A 22,601-nucleotide genomic window follows, 5' to 3' on the forward strand; every position below is an offset into this window, starting at 1 on the left:
CACACCGCTGGCCGACATATGGCATTCCCGAATACGTAGTGGCAGACAACGGCTTGGAGTTTCACGGTGTGGACCTCGAAGGCCTCGCCGTTGATCTTGGTTTTCGTATCGAGTTTTGCCCGAAGCGCCAGCCGCGCTTCAAAGGAACCATTGAGCGGTACCTCAAAACCATCAACTACCACTTCGCGCACCAACTGCCAGGCACCAGCTTTGCGCGCTTTCACCAAAGGGGCGACTACGACCCGCAGAAATGTGCGTTGATGACCCTCGCGGAGTTCAAGCATCTCTTCGAAAAGTGGGTGCTCGATGTCTACGCGCAGACCATACACAAAGGCATCGGCACCACGCCTTGGCAGCGTTGGCACGAGGGCTTGGCCGCGCATGAGCCGCAATTGCCGGCGGACCTTTCGGTTCTTCAGCAGCGGATCGGCCAAAGCGCAGCAAGAAAGCTCCGAAGGGACGGCTTTGAACTCAATGGCATTCGGTACAACGGTGACGTTCTCGCGCCAATCCTGCGGCGATTCGGTGAGGGCGTGGAAATCCGAGTGGTGTTCGATCCGGAGGATCTGGGGAGCGTCTTTGTGTGGGGTCCAGAGGATTCCGAGCCCAAAGCCGTCCAGGCGCTTGAGCTGGGCTATGCGCGCGGAATGACGAAGCAGCAAAACAGCCTGATCCACCAACTACTGCGCGAGGAGGGCGCCAAGGTTGAAGACCGGGTGGCGCTGCAACGCGCTCGAAACGACATGACGAAGGCGGTTGAAGAGCTGATGGTCAGTCGAAAACAGAAAGCTCGACAACGCTCGGCCCATCTGCGCGGCTTGAGCAGCAGCAAGCCGAACGGCACTCCTACACAAACGGATCAGGTTGCAGAAGTGCCAGTGCGTCATCCGGTCCTGACCGTCAAGCCGACGGCCAAAACGCCTTCGGTGCCCCCTGACCTGCCTCGAATTCTCCCGGCATTTCAGATGAGCCCAGTCAAGCGAGGTCGCGATGGCAACAGTTGACGCCTACTCACGACTGAAGCACTTTGATGAGCAGTACATACCCTTTCCACCATTCGTTGCAGCGATGACCGCCATCGAAGCCAATCTGCAGATGTATCGAGAGGCAGGGGTGGCCACACACATGCTGGTCACGGGTGAAGCAGGCACCGGAAAGAGCAGCCTGTGTCGATGGTTGGCACATCAACACCCACTGCGTGTGCTGCCGGAACGCGACGTGGTCGAACTCCTGGTCACGGCCATTCCACCTGCTGCCTCCATTGCGAGCATCGCCAGCACGATGCTGGAGGCCCTCGGAGACCCTTACGCAAGCACGGGGACGGTTTCGCAGAAGACCCACCGGGTGATCACGCTTTGCCGAGGGTGCGGTGTGGAGATGCTGTTGTTCGATGAAGCCCAGCACCTTCAAGATCGCGGTGACACCAAGACCCACTACATGGTGGGCGACTGGCTCAAGCACTTGATTGACGAGCTGGCCGTGCCCACCGTCTTGTTGGGTCTGCCTCGCCTGGAGAACGTCCTGCAGGTCAACGATCAATTGCGCAGGCGCTTCTCCTGTCGGCGCCGGCTGGCGGTCGGTCAAAGCGATACCGACAGCATTGAGACCGAGTGTCTGCAGCTGTTCCTTTCGCTGACCTCGCTGATCGACATCCCCGTCTTGCCACATCCATACGGTGCTCAAGAAATGGGTGTGCGGCTGTACTACGCCAGCGATGGTCGGGTGGCCTACATCAAGAAGCTGCTGTTCGCTGCGCTGCGCTCAGCACTGGAGCAGGATCTGGATGCCATCGACGCACCCATGCTGGAGAGGTCGTTCACCAACGAGATCTGGTGGGAGGGTGTCGGAAAACTCAACCCGTTCCATCCCGACTTCGAATGCCGACGTTTGGACCGCGGTGGTGAGCCGTTCCAAGTGGCGAGCAGCCCAGGAAAGCGCAGGTCGAAATGAACCACCATGTCGCCCCTGAGACGTTCCCCATCCGTCCCGTCCTGCGTGAAGGCGAAAGCCTGGGCGGATGGTGCTGGCAGCTCTATCCAGCCAACGGGCACCAGATTCCATCGGCCACGCGATCTGCCTTGCTGTTAATCCGAGCCACTCGCATTCTGAAGGCTGACAACGCCCTGAGCCAGCTCATGGGGTTCGAGCGCCTGAAGCCACTCCACGAACGAGAGAACAGCATCATCGACCCCTGGTCAGGGCAGCAAGCACCAGGGTGGTACGCGTGGTCCAAGCGACCGCGATTTTGCATTCAGTGCGCGGCCGTCTGCGAGTGCCACCTTGTGTACTGGGACCTCCCTCTAGTGTCTGCCTGTGCTGTGCATGGTTGCCTTCTGACGACCAGGTGCCATTCGTGCCGGCGCTACTGGAGTTGGCCAACCTTGAAACGTGGCTGGCGCTGCGTATGCGGCGCAAGGATTGCTGAAGGTATTGATCAGAAGGCGCCAGATCTCGAACTCCGCTTCAGCAAGATCTTGTGTGCAGCTGCCGATGCGCTGGTTTCCCCATCGGTCAAGAGTGCCGCCGTCGGATCCTCGCCGATCGATGCTGCGTACCAGACGCGAGACGTGTACGAAACCCTCTGGTGGCTGCTGAAGGTGCGAAGGGTACTGACCGACAAAGTCCAGGGTGGCATCTCGAAATACTGGCCCATGGTGAAGAGACGTGGTGCCCGCATGGTGCCCGGGTCATGGGAGAAAGCCTCGTTGATGGGATTTCCGGACACCATCAACCGCAAGGCTCAGCAAACGCTTCGTTGGTTCTCCAAGGAGTTCAAAACCACACCGGTTGATCTGCGCAGCCTCGAACGTTTGCGCGACGTGGAACGGCTGATGCATGAGCTCAGTGTTGAGCGCAATCCGATGGCCGGTTCGATCCTCAATGCCATTGAACGCGCGCGGCGCGAACCCTATGCAGGGATCTCTGGAGGAGTCGATGCTATTCAACCCTCGTTTGAGTCGCACTGATCCGAACACGCGCCTCGCGAAACTGACCGCCTGACTGCGTCTTCTCCTCGAGGATGAGGTTTCCAATGGCTCGAAACAACGACCGGACCCGCATCAGATTGTGGGTGGCCAGATGAGCGCTTTGTCGGGCCACCAAACAGAGGTGGCGATCTCCCTGTTGAACGTCCTGTTTGACGCGGCACACCAAAGAATCCTGGTGTTGCCCATCCTTCAATGGACACCATCAGCGCTCGGAGGTAGAGGACATGCATCTTGACCCAGCACACACCTTGGCGATTCGACCGCGACCACTGCCCGACGAAAGCACCCTTGGGTACTTGCAGAGAGTGGCGAACGCAAACGGGCTCGGTTCAACAAGACAACTCTTTGCATCCCTGCACGCTCGCCAACAAGGCGCTTTCGACGAACTGTGCACCCGACTGCGGCTGAGCAGTGAAGAACGGCGTTTCCTGTTCGGATCCCTTCCCGCTCATTGGGCCCACACGGACATCCCGTTTGGGCTGGCCCATTCCGACTTCAATTCAACGCACGGGCGCTGGTGCACCCTGTGCCTGCGGGAGGGTGGGGTACTGCCTGGGCAATGGACCCTCAAGCTGGTCTGCACGTGCCCAAAGCATGGCACCTGGTTGAAGGAAGCTTGCTCCACGTGCGGTGCCCATCTCCGCTGGAGTGACATTGTGCAATCTGAAGGGAGTTGCCCCTGCGGGGCGAGCCTCTTGGAAGCTGATGTCGAGGATGCCGGCGGGGATGTACAGGCGTTGACGCTCTTGCTGTGCGGCGACTCCTCCGGAATGGCGAAGCTGGCATGCCTGTCTGGCTTGAGCACCCCTGCGATTCATCGGCTGGTTCGGTACCTTGGTCCTTTTCAGGCAAACACCAGGCCATCGCATCCTGGCCAGACTTTGGACGTGCATCGACTCGACGTGGCCAGAGGCCTGGTGACTGGCGCTGCGTGTCTGTTGGCAAATTGGCCCACCAATCTCCACACGAGAATTGATGAGCTCAGAGCAGATGCACCCGAGAGCCCAAGCGTTCGCAGAACGTTTGATCCGCTGTACCGCGTGCTGTACGACGCCCTGCAGGAAGCCGAGTTTCGGTTCTTGCGCGATGCGTTTGAAGACTACCTGCACGTCCACTGGTGGGGACTGATTTGCAAACGCAACAGACGCTTGCGGCCAGAGACCGCCAACGGCCACCCACGACTGAGCCTGCCTCAGATGGCCAAGGCTGCACGAGTCCCGCCGTCGGTGGTTCGCCACATGGTGCAAGCCGAACTGGTGCCCAGCAACTCTGCGGAGTTGAGGTCAGGTCGCCGTGCGCGGTCGATTCACCTCTCTGAGCTGCAAGGCATCCAAAGTGCCACGGACGGTGCGAGGTCACTCGAAGAGACGGCGCGGATGCTCTCGCTGCCCAGGCGCAGAGTCAGGGAGCTCATCATGGGAGGCCTCTTGACCCCCCTGGTGTCCAGGCAAATCAACAAGGACGCAGCGGCGTGGCTCATCCCGAAAATGGAGATCGACCGGTTGCATGTTCAAACCATCCAGGCACCTGATGACAGCGACAGCATCCCCGCTCGCGACATCTTGAAGTACTGGCGGCTTGAGAAATATGAGTCGGTTGCCTTGATCGCAGCACTTGTGGATGGGCGTTTGCCTGCGCAAGGCGATCGCCAGAGCAAAGTGCCCGTTGGCAAAGCGCTGTTGTGCGCAGTCGGAGCCAAAGAGTGGCTCCTCAGGCATCGAAGCCATGCACGAAAGGACTTCTCGGTGGACACCGCTGCGAGGGAGTTGGGCATCAAACAGCAAGTGGCTTACGACCTGGTGCGCTTGGGGATACTGCACTCAACCACTGTCGGCGTGCTCGGCCATCGCGTGTCACCCGATGATGTTGAGCGCTTCCAGGCAACCTACGTTTCTCTGGCAAGTCTGGCCAGCCAGGCACGCCGCTCGCCACGAGCTCTGTTGGCTGAGCTTTCCGCTTCACCGGTGTGCGGGCCATCCATTGATGGCACACGCCAATACTTCTACCGCCGGACTGAAGTCGAATCCCTGTGAGTTCGAGAGGGATGCGCCGAGCGGTGCTCGGGGCCTCTCATGCGAATCCCCCGGAGACATCAAGGGAAACGGGGGTGAGCGGCGCGTGCAAAATCCGACCGCAAGTGGAGGAAAGAAAAATGCTGGGCTGGATGTTTTGCGTCTTTAATTTGCCACCCGAAAGGGTTGACCGCCTTATCGGGCATGAGGCAACCGCCCCCTTCGTTTTGGCCTCATGGGAGGCAGGGATCGGCGGTCTGGACTGGGTAGAGGCGCTGCGGACAGCAGGCAAGGCCACCCAGCTGAAAAACGGCGGGTATCCGAACCGGTACACCGCCCTGGCGGCTGACGTTCTGCCGCTGATTCAAGGCGATGGAGTGAAGCCTGTCGACGATGGCATTTGGACGTTCGGAGTGGACGAAGGCGAGGAATACGCCTTGCCCCCGGGCTGGATGGGAAAACCCAATCTCCGTTTGGACAACATTCGAGGCTGCCCCCTCAATGCAACCTTGACCATCGATGCCTGGGACTTGAGCTAGTCGCCTCGAAATGCCGTGCCTTCGGGCTGAGGGCCGCGCGCCTTGAATGCCCACGTCTGAGCCAGCCGGCACGCATACGAACTCCCGGAGTCATCGTGTTTTGACCCCTTCACCATCGTGTTCTGACCACCGAAGCTTCGTGTTTTGACCCCCTGTGGATCACGCCCAGACGCTTGTTTGGACCGGGAGAGGGGGTAGCCCACATTTCGTGCCGTGGCACGTGAGGTCCATTTCCCCAGGCCGCTTTTCCCACGAACCATGCGCCTCATATCCACGCCAAGAATGGGCACACATGAAACACGCGCTCATGCAGAATGGGGATGCGGTCCGCCTGCATGGCGCGAGCGCAACACAATCCAAGGAAATGAGGGGAACCAGCAATGTCCACACCGAGACACGTGCGCAAGCAGCTGATCATCCCGGCGGAGGTCGATCAACGCCTGACCGCTATTGCCATTGACACGGGGACCACGGCCTCCGAGGTGGTTCGCAAAGCTCTAACGCTCTACATCATTGCGACCGAGAAGAAGCAGCAAGGCTTAAAGCTCGGGTTTGCTCGCCCCGACCAAACGCTTGAAACAGAGGTCATAGGCCTGTAGGAGCATTCACTACGACGAGCAGATACAGCCAACGGCGTACCCGGTTCCTGCCGACTTGGCGGACAAAAGTTGTCTGAAGTCTGGAAGGACGATTTCCACCGAGCGGATCTATTTGCCATCGCAAGCGCAAGGATGGACGTGCGGCGGAATACTGCGCTGAGCATATAGAACCTCACATATGCCCGAACACGCAATTTGCTTCCAATGCATTGATGACGACGTACTCAGTGCGATTGTTGAAAGCCAGGGCGAACCGCTGCTCTGCGAGTGCTGCGGTGAGAACGAAAACAACGCCTTTACCTATGAGCGTCTAGGCGAGGAGCTGGAACCGATTCTGCGCGAACACTTCGAAGTCGGTCCAACTGTCCGCAGGTTCTACGATGACGACAAGGAGGGATGGGAGCAGGAAGGTGACCAACTGTCCTACATTGTCCAGGAGGTTCTTGGTCAAGATGTCGACAATCCGGATGCGCTTGTCGACGCTCTCATCGCTGCTGAACACTATTGGCCGGGCGACGGGGGTGACGCGTTCTACGACGACACCCAACTCTATGTGGCGCGCAGGGCAACGCCGCATGCCTGGATGGCCGAATGGCATGCCCTTCAAGTCGAACTGGCGCAGAAGCGAAGGTTCTTCAGCGACACGGCGCGGAAGCTCTTCAATCGGCTGTTCGAAGACGTCGCCAATGCCAGAGTCTTTGACCAAGACGCCGCTACTTGGCTGCCGGTGGTGGGTGAACTGCCGGCCGAAACAGAGGTGTTCCGCGCACGGGTAGTACGCGCCGACACAGAGTTGCGGACGTTTTTAGAAGCGCCTTCTCGAGAACTTGGAGCGCCTCCGCCAAAGAAGGCGGTAGCCGGTCGCATGAACGCGCCGGGAATCGCTGTCTTCTACGCAGCAATGGACGCGGACACCTGCCTTGCCGAGATGCGGCCTGCCATTGGGGGGCGTGTGTTGGTTGGCAAATTCAGGACGAAACAGACCCTCCGTGTTCTTGATTTCCGCCGACTCGAAGCCGGGGTGCTCGCTAAACTCAGCTACTTCGACTCAAAGTACTCCGAACAGCGAGCGCGCGCCGTATTCTTGCGTCGCCTGCATGGACTAATCAGCCGCCCAGTCGTGCCTGGTCATGAAGATGAGTACCTCATCACGCAGACTCTGGCGGAGTACCTAGCGCACGTGCATCAGCCAGCTTTCGACTGCGTGATCTTTCAGTCGGTTCAGCGCCAAGGCGGCGCGAACATAGTCCTCTTTGGCCGTGATGCCGTTGCGCCAATAGTCAGCCTAGACGCAGACAACGCGAACATCGGACCAGTGTTCGCGCCGCCACTAGCTGGAGGCGAGACTACAAACGACTTTAGCTTTCCCGTTGAGTACATCGCAGACAGTGCGAAGCTCTTCGCTACCCGATCCATCGAGTACTCACACGTGGAGCTTCACTTCTCCATCGACGACAACCACCTATTCGTACACGAGGAAAATTTCGATGATGGAGACTGGGAATAGGCGTAAAGCCCATTATTTCGCTGCAAGGCAGCGTCGTGATCGTTCGTGAATACTGGGAAGGATTCCCGTGGCCTTGTACCTGCTCAAACCAGTGCTTTGGAACACCGAGAACTATGTCCGTCCATCCGGAGTGCGCGCATCCGGACAAAGCTTCCCGGGACTGAATGGCTACGGTCACGAAGAATGGAACAACTCGCCCAAGCTGCGATTTGTTGAGTCAAAGCAACGGTGGTGCGCTTTCCACACGGAAGGAGTAAAGAAGGCGCCGGTTGAAGAGCACGCAGGGCAGATCTTTGTCTTCATGACTGCAACGCACGATCGCGTTCAGCAACTGGTAGGAGTCGCTGGGAACGCCATGTGTCTTTCTGCGGAAGATCAACTCCCAGAAAGGCGTCGATTGGCGAAGCTGCTAAAAATTGATTCATTCTGGTCAGACGCTTGGCGACTGCCCGCTGTCCAGCGCCGCTTTCAGAACGCCGGCACGTTTCAGCAGCACTTCAGCGCTGATGCTGCGTGGATTCCGAATTGGATCTGCCCGGAAGAGTTTTTCCTCTGGCTGGAAAAGCCTGTCACCCTAGACTCACAACGGCTTACAGACAAGAAAGCTTTGCCGATGATGTTTGCCGGGTATCAGCCTATCAGTCGCGAGACGGCGGCGCTGATCCTCAATCAGGTCACAACGCCACAACGCACCGATACCTGGGCTCGCTTGTTGGACGCGTTACTGAGCGCTCCCGATAGTCCGATGCCTCTCCAGGGCGAGCAAAGTGACCCAGCGACTACCAGGGCTGCACTCACGCAGCAGCGCATAGGTCAAGGCACCTTCCGCGAGGCCTTGAAGCAGCGGTGGGAGTCGGCTTGTGCAGTCACCGGCCTAACCTGTTCCGAGCTGCTTCGCGCTTCGCATGTGAGGCCGTGGAAGAACTCCAACTCACGACAGCGCCGCGACCCAGAGAACGGCTTGTTGCTGGCCGCGCACATGGACGCCCTCTTCGACAGGGGACTGGTGTCGTTTGACTCGGCAGGCAAGATGCTGCTTTCCTCTAAGCTTGGCAGTGACGTCCGCCAGGATTTCGGCTTACCTCGCGCGCTCAGATACCCACCGAGCAAGCAACTGGAGGAGTACCTCGAGTACCACCGGGAATTCCTTTTCCAGAAGTAGTCTTGGTGCTTTTTTTATTGCCGTCATGAACCAAATCCAACGGGGTCAGCGGTTTCAGCAGTTGCACACCACCGACGCCATCTTTCTGATGCCCAACGCTTGGGACGTTGGTAGTGCGCTGGTGCTCGCATCCTGCGGCTTTCCTGCCATTGCCACTACGAGTGCAGGCGTGGCTTTCTCGCTGGGCTTCCCTGATCAAGAAGCTGCTGTGAGCAGGGAAACCATGCTGGATCGCGTCGGGTCCATCGCTGCGGCAAGTCCACTTCCTGTCTCCGCCGATCTCCAGTCGGGCTACGGTGCGAGTCCTGAAGAGGTTGGAGAAACCATCACGGTCGCAATTCGCGCTGGCGTGGTGGGCGCGAACATTGAGGACTACTGCGGCAATCCTGGGCAAGCCCTGTTCGACAGAGAGCACGCCGTCACACGCGTGCGGGCAGCAAGACGCGCCGCAGACGCGTCGGGAATACCCTTTGTTCTGACAGCCAGAACCGATGTCTACCTGACCGGCACAAGCAATCCATTTGCAGAAGCTGTCGAGCGATGCAACACGTACCGTGAGGCGGGTGCGGATTGCCTCTTTGTGTCGGGGCATCCGACCCCAAGACCATCGAAGCGCTCGTCCGGGAGATCAATGGCCCCCTCACCGTAGTCATGGGCCTGACAGGTTCCCCTCTCACCGTGCCCCAACTCGGATCTTTGGGCGTTCGACGGGTCACCGTGGGCGGCAGCCTGGCACGTGCCACTTTCGGCTTGATTCGAAGGGCGGCGCAAGAGATGGCCGCGTCTGGAACGTTCTCATACGCCGACCAGCAAATCCCCGACGCGGAGCTATCCCAGTTCTTTGAAGATCAGCGTGGCACTGGCTTCGCCATGTAGGCGTACAGTTCAACGGTGGGCCGGACACGGGGTGTGGGCTGGGACTCGGCTCGTAGCCTAGATCGACAGTCACGAGTCGAAAAGTGAGCCGTCACGTTTTTTTCACTTTTCCTGGCAAGGATTCCGGCTTTTTTCACTATCTGTGTCACACGGGACTTGATCGCTGACAAGGTTGTTGAAAAACCCCTTGAAGATCAACCGGTCGCTTTTCACTTTCTGTGTCATCCGACAAATGTCAGCTGCAACTTGCATTCAGGTCTTCAAATGACCAAAATGCAAGCCATGACTGACAAAATACGGCTTCCCGATGAGTTGGGCGCCCAGCTGCGCTTGCGGCGCGAGGCCTTGGGATTGAGCAAATCCGAGCTGGCCTCCAAGGCCGGCAAGGTGCGCGAAGTCGTCTATCGGCTGGAGGCCGGTGAGGACACCACAGTCTCCTCCTTGCTGGCGGTCATGGCTGCCCTTGGCCTGTCGTTGAGGCTTGAAAATGCCGGCCTGCCGTCAGCCGCCGAGGTCGCCCGCCGCTTCCAGATGGACGACGAAGACGCGCCAGAGGGCGGAAGCTCCGGCCATGACCCAGCTGCCTGAAAAGTTGCGTCAACTGCAGGTCGCCATTGGCGACCACGCGCAGGCGGGTCAGTTGCTCAAGGGGTCGACCTACGAGTTTCGTTACCTCGACGCTGACCCGTCGCAGATGTCGGTGGCCTTGCTCATGCCCGCCAGCGAGCGCCTGACCTGGCAGGACGGCGACCTGTTCCCCCCCATGGACCAGAACCTGCCCGAGGGCGATCTGTTCATGAAGATCCGGCAGCTGTTTCCCAAGCAGCCCATGACGCCCATGCACCTGCTGGCGCTGGTGGGCCGCAATGGCATCGGCCGGCTCGGCTACAGCCTGCCCGACACGCCCGAGCCAGCTGCGCCGAGGATGCTGAACAAAACCGAGCTGCTGCAGACCCGCTACACACCCGAGGTGTTCAACGAGCTGATCGCCGCCTACCTGAGCACCGGCGCCGGCATTGCTGGCGTGCAACCCAAGATCATGGTGCCCGACCGGCCCACGGTGCCCATTCCCTCTCTCATCGTCAAAGCCGCCAGCCCCGCCTATCCGGGCCTTGCCGCCAACGAATACCTGTGCCTAAGCACCGCCCGCCGGGCCGGTATCGAGACGCCTGGCTTCGAGCTCTCGCACGACGGGCAAATGCTGATCCTCGACCGCTTCGACCTCGTCACCCACACCGACGGACACATCGAACGTCTGGGCTTCGAAGACATCGCGGCGCTGGCCGGTCTGAGGGTGCGTGATGTGCTGTCGGACCGCAAATACCAGGGCAGCTACCAGCGCGTGGCCGAGCTGTTGCGGCAGCTGCAACTGCCGGCCCGCGAACTGCACCGCTTCTTCGAGCAGGTGGCCCTGTCCGTGATGGTCCGCAACGGCGACGCCCACCTCAAGAACTTCGGCGTGCTCTACCGCACCGCCAGCGACATCCGCCTCGCCCCGCTGTTCGACGTGGTCACCACCGCCATCTACACCTACACCCAGTACCCCGGCGGGCCGGAGCTGACCGACCGCACGCTGGCCCTGAAGCTGTTCGCCGGCAGGCACCACAGCAAGGCCTACCCCACACGCGACGAACTCATCGACTTCGGGCGCCGCATCTGCGGCGTGAGCCAGCCCGCGCAGACGTTGCAGCGCATTGCCGAGGCGATGCGCGCGACGCTGGAGGAGGCGCGGGGTGATCAGCGGGTGCCGGCGGAGTTGCTGGGGAAGTTGGGGCATGTGTGGGAAGAAGGGTTCGGGTATGGTCAGTGAACTGCCGCTCCTCAAGGAGCGTCCTCAGCTGAGGGTGCTCCTACCGTCGGCATGATCTGCAACCCAGTAACGCCATGACCAGCCAAGATTGGAACCGCCTCGAAGTTGAAGCCATCGTCGCTGATTACTTGAAAATGCTCAGCCTTGAACTGGCGGGACAGGCGTTCAGCAAGACAGCCCATCGCAGAGCGCTTCAACAAAAGCTCAAGGGGCGCACTGACGGTTCCATCGAGTTCAAACACTGCAACATCAGTGCAGTGATGAGGGATCTCGGATTCCCCACTGTTCGAGTGGTATCAACCGCGGTCCAACTACCAGAGCTTGTTGCGCGAAGTCGTTGAAGCGCAAGTCACTCGCCAGACCTCACTCGATTCACTGGCGCTCGCCGCTGTCGAGCAACCGGCTGTAAGCCCGGAGCTGATCGATTTCTCCAAAGTGGTCGCCAATGCACCCAAGCGTCAGCACGTCGCAACGGACGCCGCGCCCTACAGAGACTACGCACCCGTTAAACGTGACTACATCGCCCGAGAGGCCCGCAACACCAGCCTTGGAGTTGCCGGAGAAGAGTTTGTGGTTCGTTTCGAGCACTGGCGATTGAACCAGCTCGGCATGACCACGCTGGCAGACCGCGTCGAGCATGTCTCACAAACCAAAGGTGATGGTCTTGGCTACGACGTGCTGTCGTTCGACGCCAGTGGAAGGGAGCGCTTCATCGAGGTGAAGACGACCGCCTTTGGCAAAGAGACGCCCTTCTTTGTGACCCGAAACGAACTGGACTTTTCAAAAGACGCCAAAGACCACTTCGTCCTTTGCCGCCTGTTCGAGTTTCGCCAGGCACCACGTTTGGTTGCCCTCAATGGAGCACTCGATCAGCACTGCGCGCTGGACCCTGCGACCTACCGAGCGAGTTTCGCGTAACAACGCGAGACGCCCTTGCGCAAGGGCTGAACTCAGTCGGCGGCGCCGGTCAACCGCACCTGGTTGGGCTGCTTCTCCGGCTTCAGCTCAAAACTCTGCGGAAACCGCTTGAAGAGGCGTGCACTGGAGGCGCTCTTGCTCAGCAGCTTCTTGTCGTGCAAGGCCTTGGCCGCATCCGATATCGGAATCCACTCACCGGTCTTCAGCTTGGGGATGGCCTCCAGCACCATGTCCTGGGTGACCCGGTGAGCGGGTGTGACGGATGCAGCGGTTGCGGCTTTCGCGGCCACCTTTTTGGTGGCGGGGGCCTTCTTGGCAGGCGCCTTCTTGGCGGCCGGTGCTGGAGCCGCGGCCTTCTTGGCCGGGGGCGGCGCCTTGGGGGTCGCGGCCGTGTGGGCGGCAGCGGTTCGGCCCACGTAGATCACGCCGTCATAGGCCTTCAGTGCTTCGGGTGCCATCTTGCGGTACTCGGACACGCAAAGAACCTTGATGCCCCGCTCGCGCAGACGCACGACCAGGGGCACGAAGTCCGCGTCGCCCGAACCGACCACCAAGGTGTGCGGAGCAGGTGTCTGACAGGCCAGTTCCATGGCGTCCACGGCGAGCGCCATGTCGGTGGTGTTCTTGGTGAGGTAGACGTTCAGGAACGGGCGAATGGCCCAGTCACGCAACGGTTCGGCCAGGCCCTTGAGGTTCTCCGCGCTGCCGTAGGCTCGCCGGACAGCGATGGGGCCTTCGGTGGCTTCGATAGAGTTGATGGCTTCGTTCACCCAGGCGGGCGAACTCAGGTTGTCGGCATCGATCAGGAAAACGATCACGGTAGGCTCTCCCAAGGGCGGGTGTCCATCTTATGCGGGAGCAACGCCTACGCCGTCTCCCGCTGCTCCAACCCGGTCAGCGCCCCCCACGCTCCCGTCCCGCCGATTGCGCACACGGCCGGTGATGCGCAGGTGGTGGGTATTGACGGCTTCGGCATTCATGGGGTTTCGGGCAGCGGCAGCGCCGACGCCGGCAGGCCGAACACCTTGTCGAACGCCCAGTTGAAGACGAAGGTGTAGAGCAGGAAGAACAGCGCCAGCCCGATCTCCAGCACCAGCGCGTGCTGCAGCCCGATATCGAACCACCAGGCGAACAGCGGCACCAGCAGGACCAGGAAGCCCAGCTCGAAACCGACGGCGTGGGCCACGCGGCGCCCGAGGCCACGGCCGCGCACGCTCTGGCGCGCTTCCCAGCGCTCGAACAGGGTGTTGTAGACCAGGTTCCACACGATGGCGATCACCGCCGAGGCCACCGCGATCACGCCGGCGCGCTCCAGGCTGGCGCCGGAACCGGCGGCCAGACCGGTGCTGCTGATGGCGATGGCAAACAGTTCGTAGAGGGTGACGTAGACGATTTTTCGGCGGGCGCCTTGCATGGGAATGGGAGGTGTGGGGTTACTGGGGCCGCAGGGGCGCGGCTATGCTCCCCCGATTGTGATGTCTGGGCTGGAGCGCGCGATGCTGGATGTGGTCTGTCTGTGTGCCGAGTGGTGCAGTGCCTGCCGGGCCTGGCGGCCCGACTGGGACGTGGTCATCGCGCGCCACCCGGAGCACCGCTGGCAGTGGCTGGACATCGAGGACGAGCCGGACCTGATGGACGAGGTGGGGCTGGACATCGAGACCTTCCCCACAGTGCTGATCGCCCGCGGTGGCCAGGCCCTGTTCCTCAGTGCGATCCCGCCGCAGCCGGCGTTTCTGGACCACCTGCTGGCCCGCCTGGGCGCCAAAGATGCCGCCCCGCAGGGCGTGGCGCCCGAGGCGGTGGCGCTGGCGCAGCGCCTGGCCGCGCGCCACCGCGCCTGAACACCATTCCTTTCACCGAAGCACCGGAGCCGGGCGTCGATCCCCTGCGCGGCGTCGGCTTCAGGCGGTCAGCCCGAGGAAGCTGTCGAGGATGTGGAAGTGGTCGTCGTGGAAGCGGTCTTCCATCGCCGCGAGGTCGGCGATGGGCACCCACTGCGCCGAGCGCGCGTCGTCGCTGCCCTGCACCTCGGGCGGCGGACGCTGGCCCAGGTCGAAGTGGTGGGCGTGGGTGATGACGCGGCCGCGCGCGCTGCGGTCGGGGTGGTCGAACACGCGCACGCCCTTGAGCGCGTGCGCGATGTCGGCCGGCAGCAGGTGCAGGCCGGTCTCTTCGTGCAGTTCGCGCAGGGCCGACTGGTAGACCGTCTCGCGCGGCTCCAGAAAGCCGCCGGGCAGGGCGAACAGGCCCTGGCCGGGCGCACGGTCGCGCACGATCAGCAGCACGTGGCCGGCGCACTGGATCAGCGCGTCGACCGTGACGAACACCGGCGGGTAGGGCGCGCTGGCCCACAAGGCCTTCTCGGCGCGCAGGCTGGCCCACTCCGTCCCCAGTTCGCGGTAGCAAGGCAGCTGGGCCCAGGCGCGCAGGAAGTCGATAGTTGAAGGCGGCACCTGGCTGACCAGGGCCGCGAGCGCGGGCTCCAGCGGGTGTCCGGCGGCGCCGAACAGCGCGTCGCGCACGGCGCTCGAATGCAGCGCGCCCTGCGAGCCCACGTCGTCCAGCAGCCAGCCGGGAAAGTCGTCGAGGTAGGTGCTGGTCGCGTCCTTGTGGTGGCCCACCAGCACGGTCTGGCCCGGCGGCAGGGTGCCCAGCTGCGCCTGCACGCCTTCGCGCACCGCCTGCACCCAGCGCTGGCCGTCGTAGTGGTCGCGCACCGGCAGAAAGCCCACACGCGCCGCCTCGTCGGTGCTCAGTGCCAGGCGGATCATCTCGACGCGCTCGGCCCAGGTGAAGGGGTTCTTGGGGCTGCGCGCCTGGAAGGCGGAACCGATGACGACCACCACGCGCGGTGCAAGCGCCAGGGCGCGGCGGATCACGGCGAGCTGCCCCAGGTGCAGGCCCTGGAAGCGGCCGATGCAGACGGCGGCGGCGAAGGTCGGGGTAGTGGCGTTCATGGTGATCAGAAGTGTTGGGCGGCGATGGGCATCTGGCGGCCGGAGCCGAAGGCACGGGCGCGCACACGGATGACGGGCGGGGCCTGGCGGCGCTTGTATTCACTGCGCGCGACCATGCGGCGCACACGGTCCACCAGCGCCGGACCCTCGGGCTGCTGCAGCAGACGGGCCACGAAGGTCTCGACCTCGACACGCTCCTCGCGCGCCAGACCGTGGCCTTCGATCAGGTGCTTGAGCACCTCGTCGAGCACCTCGTAGGGCGGCAGGCTGTCGGTGTCCTTCTGGTCGGGTGCGAGTTCGGCCGAGGGGGGCTTCTCGATGATGGCCTGCGGAATGATCTCGCGCCCGGCGGCGTCGTTCAGGTGGCGAGCGAGCGCGAACACCTCGGTCTTGTAGAGGTCGCCGATCAGGCCCAGGCCGCCGTTGGTGTCGCCGTAGAGCGTGCAGTAGCCGACCGACATCTCCGACTTGTTGCCGGTGGTCAGCAGCAGGTGGCCCCAGGTGTTGGAGTACTCCATGAGGACGGTGCCGCGGATGCGGGCCTGCAGGTTCTCCAGCGCCAGGCCTTGCAGCGGCGCACCGAAGGCCGCCTCGAAACCGGCGCTGTAGCCCTGCACCAGGCCGGCGATGGGGTGGCGGTGCAGGCGCACGGCCAGACCGTCGCATAGGGCCTGCGAGTCGTCCACCGAGCCCGCCGACGAAAACACCGAGGGCATGGTGATCGCCGTCACGCGATCCGGCCCGAAGGCTTCGGCCGCGAGCGCGATGGTGATGGCCGAATCGATGCCCCCGGACGAACCGATCACCGCCTGCGTGAAGCCGCAGCGGCGCGCGTAGTCGCGCAGGCCGAGCACGATCTGCTCGCGGTAGAAGGCCAGAGTGGACAAGCCCTCGGCGGGCACGGCAGGCAGTGCGCCACCCCGCGCGTCGCGGAAGCCGCTGGCCTCGAAGCGCAGCGTGGTGACGTCCTCGGCGAAGCGCTGCGCCTCGAACACCACGCCGGCTTTCGGCTCCACCGCGAAGGAGGCGCCGTCGTAGACCAGCTGGTCGTGGCCGCCGACCTGGTTGACATAGAGGATGGGCAGGCCGTGGCGGCGGCTGGCCGAGCCGAAGATCTGGTGGCGCTGTTCGCGCTTGCCGATGTGGGACGGGCTGGCGTTGATGGAGACCACCAGGTCGGGCGCGGCGTCGCGCAGCCGCTCGAACGGGTTGACCGTGTAGCCGCTGCCGTCGTCGTTCCAGCCGTCTTCGCAAATCAGGAAGCCGACCTGCGCGGTGCCGATGCGCAGCACCTTGGCCACGTCGGGGCCGGGCTCGAAGTGGCGGCGCTCGCTGAAGACGTTGTAGGTGGGCAGCAGCTGCTTGGCGTATTCGAGCAGCACTTCGCCCGCCCGGACCACGCGCAGCACGTTGCGCAGCGGCTTGCCCGGCCCTTGGTGGGCCGCCGGCATGCCGATCACCCAGTGCAGCGCGGGCATCTGGCGCGACGCTTGCAGCAGCGCCTCGAAGCCTGCGTCCACGCGGGCCATGAAGTGCGGTTCGTCCAGCAGGTCGCCGGGGTAGTAGCCGGTGAGCGAGAGTTCGGAGAAGACCACCAGCTCGGCACCGTCGTCGCAGGCGCGCTGCGCGGCCGCGACCATCTGGCGCACGTTGCCGTCCATGTCGCCCACGGTGACGTTGAGCTGGGCCAGGGTGATGGTGATCATGTGGCCTCCGCAGGCACGTTGAACACCTGGCGCAGGTAGGCCAGGAAGGTGGCGTCGTCGCACAGGGTCTTGCCGGGCGAGTCCGACAACTTGGCCACCGGCTGGCCGTTGGCGCTGGTGAGCTTCATGACGATGTTGAGCGTCTGCAATCCGACGTCGTTGGACAAATGGGTGCCGATGCCGAAGCCCAGCTGCGTGCGGTCGCCCAGCGCGCGGTAGATGGCGATGGCCTTGTCCACGGTCAGACCGTCGGAGAACACCAGGCGCTTGGTGTGCGGGTCGATGCGCAGCTTGGCGTAGTGGGCCAGGGCCTTTTCGGCCCAGACCAGCGGGTCGCCCGAGTCGTGGCGCAGACCGTCGAACAGCTTGGCGAAATAGAGGTCGAAGTCGGCCAGGAAAGCGTCCATGCCGACCACGTCGGTCAGCGCGATGCCGAGGTCGCCGCGGTACTCCTGCACCCAGTCCTCCAGCGCGGCCTTCTGCGAATCGCGCAGGCGCACGCCCAGCGCCTGGTAGGTCTGCAGGTACTCGTGCGCCATGGTGCCGATGGGCACCAGACCGAGGTCGCACGCCAGCCGCACATTGGAGGTGCCCTTGAACACCTGGGGCAGGCGCGCGCTGAAGGCCTGCACCACCTCGCGCTGCCAGGGCCGCGAGAAGCGGCGGCGCACGCCGAAGTCGAACAGCTCGAAGGGGTGGCGCAGGGCGGGCTGCTGCACGAAGGCCTCGATGGTGGCGATCTTGGCCTCCAGCCGGCGGCGACCCTCGACCTCGGCCGCCGCACGGTCGAAGCGGCGGAAGTACAGCTCGTTGACGATGGCCAGCACGAAGATCTCGAAGGCCATGACGTGCACCTGCGGCCCCTTCGCCACGATGCGCAGCTGGTCGCCCTCGGCGAAGGCCTGGATGAAGCCGCGCTGGAAACGGAAGATGCGCAGGAAGTCGACGAAGTCGCTCTTGATGTAGCGCAGGCCGCCGAGGTAGCGCAGCTCGTCTTCGGTGAACGAGAGGGCGCACAGCGCGTCCAGTTCGGCGTTGACCTCGTCCAGCAGTTCGGTCAGCGGGTAAGCGGGCTGGTTGCGGCAGACGAAGCGGTACTCGGCCTGCGTCTGCGGGTGGCGGTGCAGCATGGTCTGCCACATCGTGAACTTGTAGAGGTCTGTGTCCAGCAGGCTGGTGATGACGGGTTCCATGGTGGCTCCGGGTTCAGGCATCGGCCTGCAGCTGGGGAAGGACCTCGGCGCAGGTGGCCAGGCGCGCGCCCTGGCGCTGCAGATCCGACAGGAAAGCGGCGGCCTGCGTCTCGAAGCCGGTGACCGGACTCATCGCGTCGGTGAGCAGCATCAGCTTGTCGATCCGGCGTGAGGGCAGGTGCTGCGCCAGGTGTTCGACGGTGGCCTTGACGCAGTGGCTGCTGGCCTCGCCCGCGATGACGATGCGCTCGGCCTCGTCGAGGCGGACGATCAGCGCGGTGTTGAGCTGCGTGTCGTCGTCGGCCGCGTCGGGCACCTCGGCCTGCAGGGCGCTGTAGTGCTCGGTCCAGGGGTTGCTGCCCTTGGTGACCTTCTGCACCACGCCCAGGCGCCGGTCCTCCCAGCGGTTGTAGGCGGCCCGGACGGCGGGGTGCACGTTGTGGCCCCAGCTGCCGATCTCGCAGTGCACGGGCCAGACCATCAGCGTGTAGCGGCCGGCCTGCTCCAGCGCGTCGAGGTAGGCGAGCGTGCGGGGCAGGGCGCTCGCATCGCGCGGCCGGTACTCGCCTGCGCGGACCTGGGCCGCAGTGATGGCGGTGAACGGCGCCACGGCCGCGCCTTCGCCGGTCTGCCAGAAGGTGGGGTGGGCGATGTCGTAGCGCTGGTGCGAATCGAGGGTGACGACGATGCGGTGAATGCCACCACCCCCGGCGTCGATCAGCGCGGCCAGGCGCAGCATGTCGGCGTGGGCGCCGCTGACCGGCAGCGCAGGTGCGGCGGGGGTCTGGCGCAGCGGGTCCACGGCGCGCCATTCCTCGGGCAGGTCACAGAAGTCGTTCTGCGGGTCGATGACCAACAAAGTGGTGCAGCTGCTCATGGTGTCCTCCTGGGTCGATGGTAGGTGAGGGCGCGCCTTTCCCCGGGCGCTGAGCCCTGCCCGGCGGTTTGTCGACGTGCTCCAGGGCGCCTCGCCGCAAGCCTGCGCGGGTGATCGGCGGCGGCAGAATGAGCCATTTTTAAAACCAGTAAAAATAAAAAACTAGCTTTTTATTTACATAAGGCATATGATTCGCCGGTGAGCGGGGTTCGCTGGCATGCGCCAACCGAAGCCCCAAGGCTGGCAGCCCCTGTGCCGCACAGCCCGTCTCCCTGCCCTGCGGCCTTGCGGCTCCTGCGGCATCTGTCCTCGCGGCATCCTTTGAAGCCGCTTCTCTCTGCGCCACCGGGGCTGTGTCCCGACCACGGCGCCACTCTCTGAAAGGCTCGCCATGAGCACCAAACTGTACGTGGGCAACCTGCCCTACTCCGCCGACGACCATTCGTTGCGCACCAACTTCGCCGAGTTCGGCGATGTGGCATCCGCCAAGATCATGATGGACCGCGACAGCGGCCGCTCCAAGGGCTTCGGCTTTGTGGAAATGGGCTCGTCCGAGCAGGCCGAAGCCGCCATCAAAGGCCTGAACGGCCTGTCCGTCGGTGGCCGCAACATCGTCGTCAACGTGTCGCGCCCGAAAGAGTCGACCGGCGGTGGCTACGGCGACCGTGGCGGACGCGGCGGCTACTGAGCCCCCACGCTCCTCGCAAAGAAGCCGGCCCACTGGGCCGGTTTTTTTTCGTCGATCGTTGGCCGATGGCTTCAGGCCTGAACCGCGCGGTCCAGCGCCTGGTCGATGTCCCAGAGGATGTCGTCGATGTGCTCCAGGCCGACCGAGATGCGCACCATGTCCGGCGGCACGCCGGCCGCGAGCTGCTGCGCTTCGTCGAGCTGGCGGTGGGTGGTGCTGGCCGGGTGGCTGATGAGGGTGCGCGTGTCGCCGATGTTGACCAGGTGGCTCATGAACTGCGCGCTCTCGATGAATTTCACGCCCTGGGCCAGACCGCCCTTGACCCCGAACGCGAGCAGGCCCGAGGCGCCGCGCATCTGCTGCTTCATCAGCTCGTGCTGCGGGTGGTCGGGCAGGCCGGGGTAGTTGACCCAGCCCACGCGCGGGTCGTCCTTGAGGTACTGCGCGACGGCCAGCGCGTTGGCGCAGTGGCGCTCCATGCGCAGCGGCAGGGTTTCGACGCCCTGCAGGATCTGCCAGGCGCTGGTGGGCGCGAGCGCCGCGCCGAACACGCGCAGGCCTTCCATGCGGCAGCGCATGGTGAAGCCGAAGTTGCCGAAGGTCTCGTAGAACCTGACGCCGTGGTAGCCGGGCGAGGGCTCGGTCATGCCGGGGAACTTGCCGTTGTCCCACGGGAAGGTACCGCTCTCGACCACCACGCCGCCCAGCGTGCTGCCGTGGCCCGCGAGGTACTTGGTGGCGCTGTGCACCACGATGTCGGCGCCGAAGCGGATCGGGTTGCAGAGGAAGGGGCTGGGCACGGTGTTGTCCACCACCAGCGGCAGGCCGTGCGCATGGGCCACGTCGGCAATGGCCGTGATGTCCAGCACCACCATGCTGGGGTTGCCCAGGGTCTCGGCAAACAACGCGCGGGTGTTGGGGCGGATCGCGGCGGCGAAAGCCTCGGGGTCGGTGGCATCGACAAACGTGGTCTCGATGCCGAACTTTTTCAGGTTGACGGCCAGCATGGTCACGCTGCCGCCGTACAGCGCGCCGGCCGCGACCACGTGGTCACCCGCCTGCAGCAGCGTGGTCAGCGCCAGCGCCTCGGCCGCCATGCCGCTGGCCGTGGCCACCGCGGCGCGCCCGCCTTCGAGCGCCGCCACGCGCTCTTCCAGCGCCGCCACCGTGGGGTTGGACAGGCGCGAGTAGACGTTGCCGAAGGTCTGCAGGTTGAACAGGCTGGCCGCGTGGTCGGCGCTGTCGAACACGAAGCTGGTGGTCTGGTAGATCGGCAGGGCGCGCGCGCCGGTGGCGGCGTCGGGGATCTGGCCGGCGTGGATGGCCAGGGTCTCGGGCTGGAAGTTGCGGTCGGCCATGGTGTCAGACCTGCTTCGGCCGGTGGGCCGAGATGACCTTGGTGTTGACGCCGGCCCAGTTCAGGCCGCCGAAGAGGCGCGCGTGTTCGATCTTCACGCAGCGGTCCCAGACCGAGTCGAGCCCGCCCTCAGTCGCGATGCGGTCGGCCTCCTCGCTCATCAGGCCCAGCTGCTGCCACAGCGTTTTTGCGCCGATGGCGACCGCGCTCCTCGCAATCGCCGGGATCTCCTCGACCTTGCGGAACACGTCCACCATGTCGACCGGGAAGGGGATGTCCTCCAGCCGCGCATAACTCTTCTCGCCCAGGATCTCGGGGTAGCGCGGGTTCACCGGCACGATGCGGTAGCCGCGCTCCTGCATGTACTTGGCGGCGAAGTAGCTGGGGCGGTGCCATTCGGCCGAGAGGCCGACCACGGCGATGGTGCGGTCGCGCGCGAGGATGCCGCGCAGGGTGGGGATGTCGTCTTGCATGGCCCGACACAATACCGCCATGGCGAGCGAACGCAAGGCACTGCCTGTCATCGACACGACCCGCTGCACCGGCTGCGGCTGGTGCGTGGCGGTGTGCCCGCCGCACGTGCTCTCGCTGGCGGTGGTGCCGGGCTGGCAGAAGAAGAGCACGCTGCGCGACGAGGCCGGCTGCACCGGCTGCGCGAAGTGCGCGGTGCGCTGCCCGTTCGACGCGATCGCCATGCAGCGCCTGGGCGGCGGTCCCTTGGACGAGGGATGAAGCCCCCGCGCGAGCGTCCTACAGTGGCCCTCCGGCTTCCTAGGGGAAGCGTTTCACATCGGAGGTTCCATGGACATCACCGACATGATCCGCGCCGTCCAGGGCGCGCTGGGCATCGAGACCGACGGCCGTGCCGGACCACAGACCTGGGGCGCCATCTACGCCGCCCTGGTCAAGCCGACGATCAACCGCAAGCCGCCCGAACAGGCCCTCTCCGCGGTGGACCCGCGCAGCGAAACCGCCATCGCCACCCTGCTGCCGGAAGCCCGGCCCATGGCGCGCGCGCTGGTGCAGAAGGCGGCCGCCAGCGGCATCCAGATCAAGGTGATCAGCGGCACCCGCAGCTTCGCCGAACAGGACGCGCTGTTTGCCAAGGGACGCACCGCACCGGGCCCCAAGGTCACCAACGCGCGCGGCGGCTTCTCCAACCACAACTTCGGCATCGCCTTCGACATCGGCGTCTTCAGCGGCAACAGGTACCTGCCGGAGTCGCCCAAGTACAAGGCGGTCGGCGTGCTGGGCATGGAGCTGGGGCTGGAGTGGGGCGGCAACTGGACCACCATCGTCGACCAGCCCCACTTCCAGCTGCGCCCGGCCTGGGCACAGGACCTCCCGGAACGCGAGATGCTGGCGAGCCTGCGCGAGCGGCTCGCCAGCGGGCAACCGGTGTTCGCCTGAGCG

General features: G+C 63.8%; 24 protein-coding genes and 2 pseudogenes. 18 read left to right on the forward strand and 8 right to left on the reverse strand.

Going from position 1 to position 22,601, the window contains the following annotated elements; translation table 11 throughout:
- From HPS01S_RS04840 to HPS01S_RS04895, 14 genes and pseudogenes are all read left to right on the forward strand, one after another.
- Positions 1-1,004 (forward strand): TnsB C-terminal domain-containing protein (locus HPS01S_RS04840; RefSeq protein ID WP_174545231.1); only part of this gene is annotated, 1,004 nt, incomplete at its 5' end.
- Positions 991-1,950: a TniB family NTP-binding protein gene (locus HPS01S_RS04845; protein WP_066151837.1), complete on the forward strand. Its 960-nt coding sequence runs from the start codon at positions 991-993 to the stop codon at positions 1,948-1,950. The genes HPS01S_RS04840 and HPS01S_RS04845, both read left to right, overlap by 14 nt.
- Positions 1,947-2,966, forward strand: coding sequence for a TniQ family protein (locus HPS01S_RS22500; RefSeq protein ID WP_066151839.1), 1,020 nt, complete (start codon positions 1,947-1,949; stop codon positions 2,964-2,966). Before HPS01S_RS04845 ends, HPS01S_RS22500 begins: the two co-directional genes overlap by 4 nt.
- Positions 2,967-3,211: 245 nt before the next feature.
- Positions 3,212-3,580, forward strand: a pseudogene (locus tag HPS01S_RS22455) (TniQ family protein); the annotation flags it as partial.
- A 102-nt stretch (positions 3,581-3,682) separates the two neighbouring features.
- A complete protein-coding gene (locus HPS01S_RS04855) occupies positions 3,683-5,020 on the forward strand; it encodes a hypothetical protein (RefSeq protein WP_255284158.1) in 1,338 nt (445 codons plus the stop codon).
- 119 nt (positions 5,021-5,139) lie between these two features.
- Positions 5,140-5,538 (forward strand): hypothetical protein, encoded by a 399-nt coding sequence (locus HPS01S_RS04860; RefSeq protein WP_066151842.1) that lies wholly within the window; start codon positions 5,140-5,142, stop codon positions 5,536-5,538.
- A gap of 398 nt (positions 5,539-5,936) precedes the next feature.
- Positions 5,937-6,137: a YlcI/YnfO family protein gene (locus HPS01S_RS04865; protein WP_157576099.1), complete on the forward strand. Its 201-nt coding sequence runs from the start codon at positions 5,937-5,939 to the stop codon at positions 6,135-6,137.
- Between the two features lie 178 nt (positions 6,138-6,315).
- The gene (locus HPS01S_RS04870; RefSeq protein ID WP_066151846.1) at positions 6,316-7,644 is read left to right on the forward strand and encodes an RES family NAD+ phosphorylase; all 1,329 of its coding nucleotides are present in this window, start codon (positions 6,316-6,318) and stop codon (positions 7,642-7,644) included.
- 73 nt (positions 7,645-7,717) lie between these two features.
- Positions 7,718-8,806, forward strand: coding sequence for an HNH endonuclease (locus HPS01S_RS04875; protein WP_157576101.1), 1,089 nt, complete (start codon positions 7,718-7,720; stop codon positions 8,804-8,806).
- An 88-nt stretch (positions 8,807-8,894) separates the two neighbouring features.
- Positions 8,895-9,682, forward strand: a pseudogene (locus HPS01S_RS22130) (isocitrate lyase/PEP mutase family protein).
- A gap of 156 nt (positions 9,683-9,838) precedes the next feature.
- Positions 9,839-10,270 carry a helix-turn-helix domain-containing protein gene (locus tag HPS01S_RS04885; RefSeq protein WP_255284159.1) on the forward strand — a complete coding sequence of 144 codons (432 nt, stop codon included), beginning with the start codon at positions 9,839-9,841 and terminating at the stop codon, positions 10,268-10,270.
- The gene (locus HPS01S_RS04890) at positions 10,254-11,492 is read left to right on the forward strand and encodes a type II toxin-antitoxin system HipA family toxin (RefSeq protein ID WP_066151849.1); all 1,239 of its coding nucleotides are present in this window, start codon (positions 10,254-10,256) and stop codon (positions 11,490-11,492) included. Before HPS01S_RS04885 ends, HPS01S_RS04890 begins: the two co-directional genes overlap by 17 nt.
- A 74-nt stretch (positions 11,493-11,566) precedes the next feature.
- The gene (locus HPS01S_RS22135) at positions 11,567-11,833 is read left to right on the forward strand and encodes a hypothetical protein (protein WP_255284160.1); all 267 of its coding nucleotides are present in this window, start codon (positions 11,567-11,569) and stop codon (positions 11,831-11,833) included.
- Positions 11,814-12,410, forward strand: a complete 597-nt coding sequence (locus HPS01S_RS04895; protein WP_255284161.1) for a protein NO VEIN domain-containing protein — start codon at positions 11,814-11,816, stop codon at positions 12,408-12,410. Before HPS01S_RS22135 ends, HPS01S_RS04895 begins: the two co-directional genes overlap by 20 nt.
- Before the next feature lie 32 nt (positions 12,411-12,442).
- On the opposite strand, the gene HPS01S_RS04900 is transcribed toward HPS01S_RS04895, so the two are convergent.
- Positions 12,443-13,228: an NYN domain-containing protein gene (locus HPS01S_RS04900; protein WP_066151851.1), complete on the reverse strand. Its 786-nt coding sequence runs from the start codon at positions 13,226-13,228 to the stop codon at positions 12,443-12,445.
- Positions 13,229-13,386: 158 nt separating this feature from the next.
- Positions 13,387-13,824 carry a PACE efflux transporter gene (locus HPS01S_RS04905; protein ID WP_066151853.1) on the reverse strand — a complete coding sequence of 146 codons (438 nt, stop codon included), beginning with the start codon at positions 13,822-13,824 and terminating at the stop codon, positions 13,387-13,389.
- 82 nt (positions 13,825-13,906) lie between these two features.
- Between HPS01S_RS04905 and HPS01S_RS04910 the strand changes: the two genes are divergently transcribed.
- Positions 13,907-14,251: a thioredoxin family protein gene (locus HPS01S_RS04910; protein WP_066151855.1), complete on the forward strand. Its 345-nt coding sequence runs from the start codon at positions 13,907-13,909 to the stop codon at positions 14,249-14,251.
- Between the two features lie 60 nt (positions 14,252-14,311).
- Here the strand turns inward: HPS01S_RS04910 and HPS01S_RS04915 are convergent, their stop codons facing one another.
- Genes HPS01S_RS04915 through HPS01S_RS04930 form a run of 4 tightly spaced genes read right to left on the reverse strand, consistent with a single transcriptional unit; the run spans position 14,312 to position 19,143 of the window.
- A complete protein-coding gene (locus HPS01S_RS04915) occupies positions 14,312-15,367 on the reverse strand; it encodes a bifunctional nicotinamide-nucleotide adenylyltransferase/Nudix hydroxylase (RefSeq protein WP_066151857.1) in 1,056 nt (351 codons plus the stop codon).
- A 5-nt stretch (positions 15,368-15,372) separates the two neighbouring features.
- A complete protein-coding gene (locus HPS01S_RS04920) occupies positions 15,373-17,073 on the reverse strand; it encodes an NAD+ synthase (protein WP_066151859.1) in 1,701 nt (566 codons plus the stop codon).
- A complete protein-coding gene (gene pncB / locus HPS01S_RS04925) occupies positions 17,070-18,266 on the reverse strand; it encodes a nicotinate phosphoribosyltransferase (RefSeq protein ID WP_066151861.1) in 1,197 nt (398 codons plus the stop codon). The genes HPS01S_RS04920 and pncB overlap by 4 nt, the downstream gene beginning before the upstream one ends.
- A gap of 13 nt (positions 18,267-18,279) precedes the next feature.
- Complete coding sequence (locus HPS01S_RS04930; RefSeq protein WP_066151863.1) at positions 18,280-19,143, reverse strand: cysteine hydrolase family protein; 864 nt, start codon at positions 19,141-19,143, stop codon at positions 18,280-18,282.
- A 391-nt stretch (positions 19,144-19,534) separates the two neighbouring features.
- Between HPS01S_RS04930 and rbp the strand changes: the two genes are divergently transcribed.
- Positions 19,535-19,831 (forward strand): RNA-binding regulator, encoded by a 297-nt coding sequence (gene rbp, locus HPS01S_RS04935; RefSeq protein ID WP_066151866.1) that lies wholly within the window; start codon positions 19,535-19,537, stop codon positions 19,829-19,831.
- Between the two features lie 71 nt (positions 19,832-19,902).
- Here the strand turns inward: rbp and HPS01S_RS04940 are convergent, their stop codons facing one another.
- Complete coding sequence (locus HPS01S_RS04940) at positions 19,903-21,189, reverse strand: O-acetylhomoserine aminocarboxypropyltransferase/cysteine synthase family protein (protein ID WP_066151868.1); 1,287 nt, start codon at positions 21,187-21,189, stop codon at positions 19,903-19,905.
- Positions 21,190-21,193: 4 nt separating this feature from the next.
- Positions 21,194-21,661 (reverse strand): CoA-binding protein, encoded by a 468-nt coding sequence (locus HPS01S_RS04945; protein ID WP_066151869.1) that lies wholly within the window; start codon positions 21,659-21,661, stop codon positions 21,194-21,196.
- Positions 21,662-21,680: 19 nt separating this feature from the next.
- Here HPS01S_RS04945 and HPS01S_RS04950 point away from each other — a divergent pair, with 19 nt between their 5' ends.
- Together HPS01S_RS04950 and HPS01S_RS04955 are read left to right on the forward strand one after the other, a co-directional pair.
- Positions 21,681-21,920, forward strand: a complete 240-nt coding sequence (locus tag HPS01S_RS04950; RefSeq protein ID WP_066151872.1) for an ATP-binding protein — start codon at positions 21,681-21,683, stop codon at positions 21,918-21,920.
- A gap of 69 nt (positions 21,921-21,989) precedes the next feature.
- On the forward strand, positions 21,990-22,598 hold the full coding sequence (locus HPS01S_RS04955; protein ID WP_066151874.1) for a M15 family metallopeptidase: 609 nt from the start codon (positions 21,990-21,992) through the stop codon (positions 22,596-22,598).
- Positions 22,599-22,601 lie beyond the last annotated feature (3 nt).

It is taken from the genome of Hydrogenophaga pseudoflava NBRC 102511, assembly GCF_001592285.1.
GTDB lineage: Bacteria > Pseudomonadota > Gammaproteobacteria > Burkholderiales > Burkholderiaceae_C > Hydrogenophaga > Hydrogenophaga pseudoflava.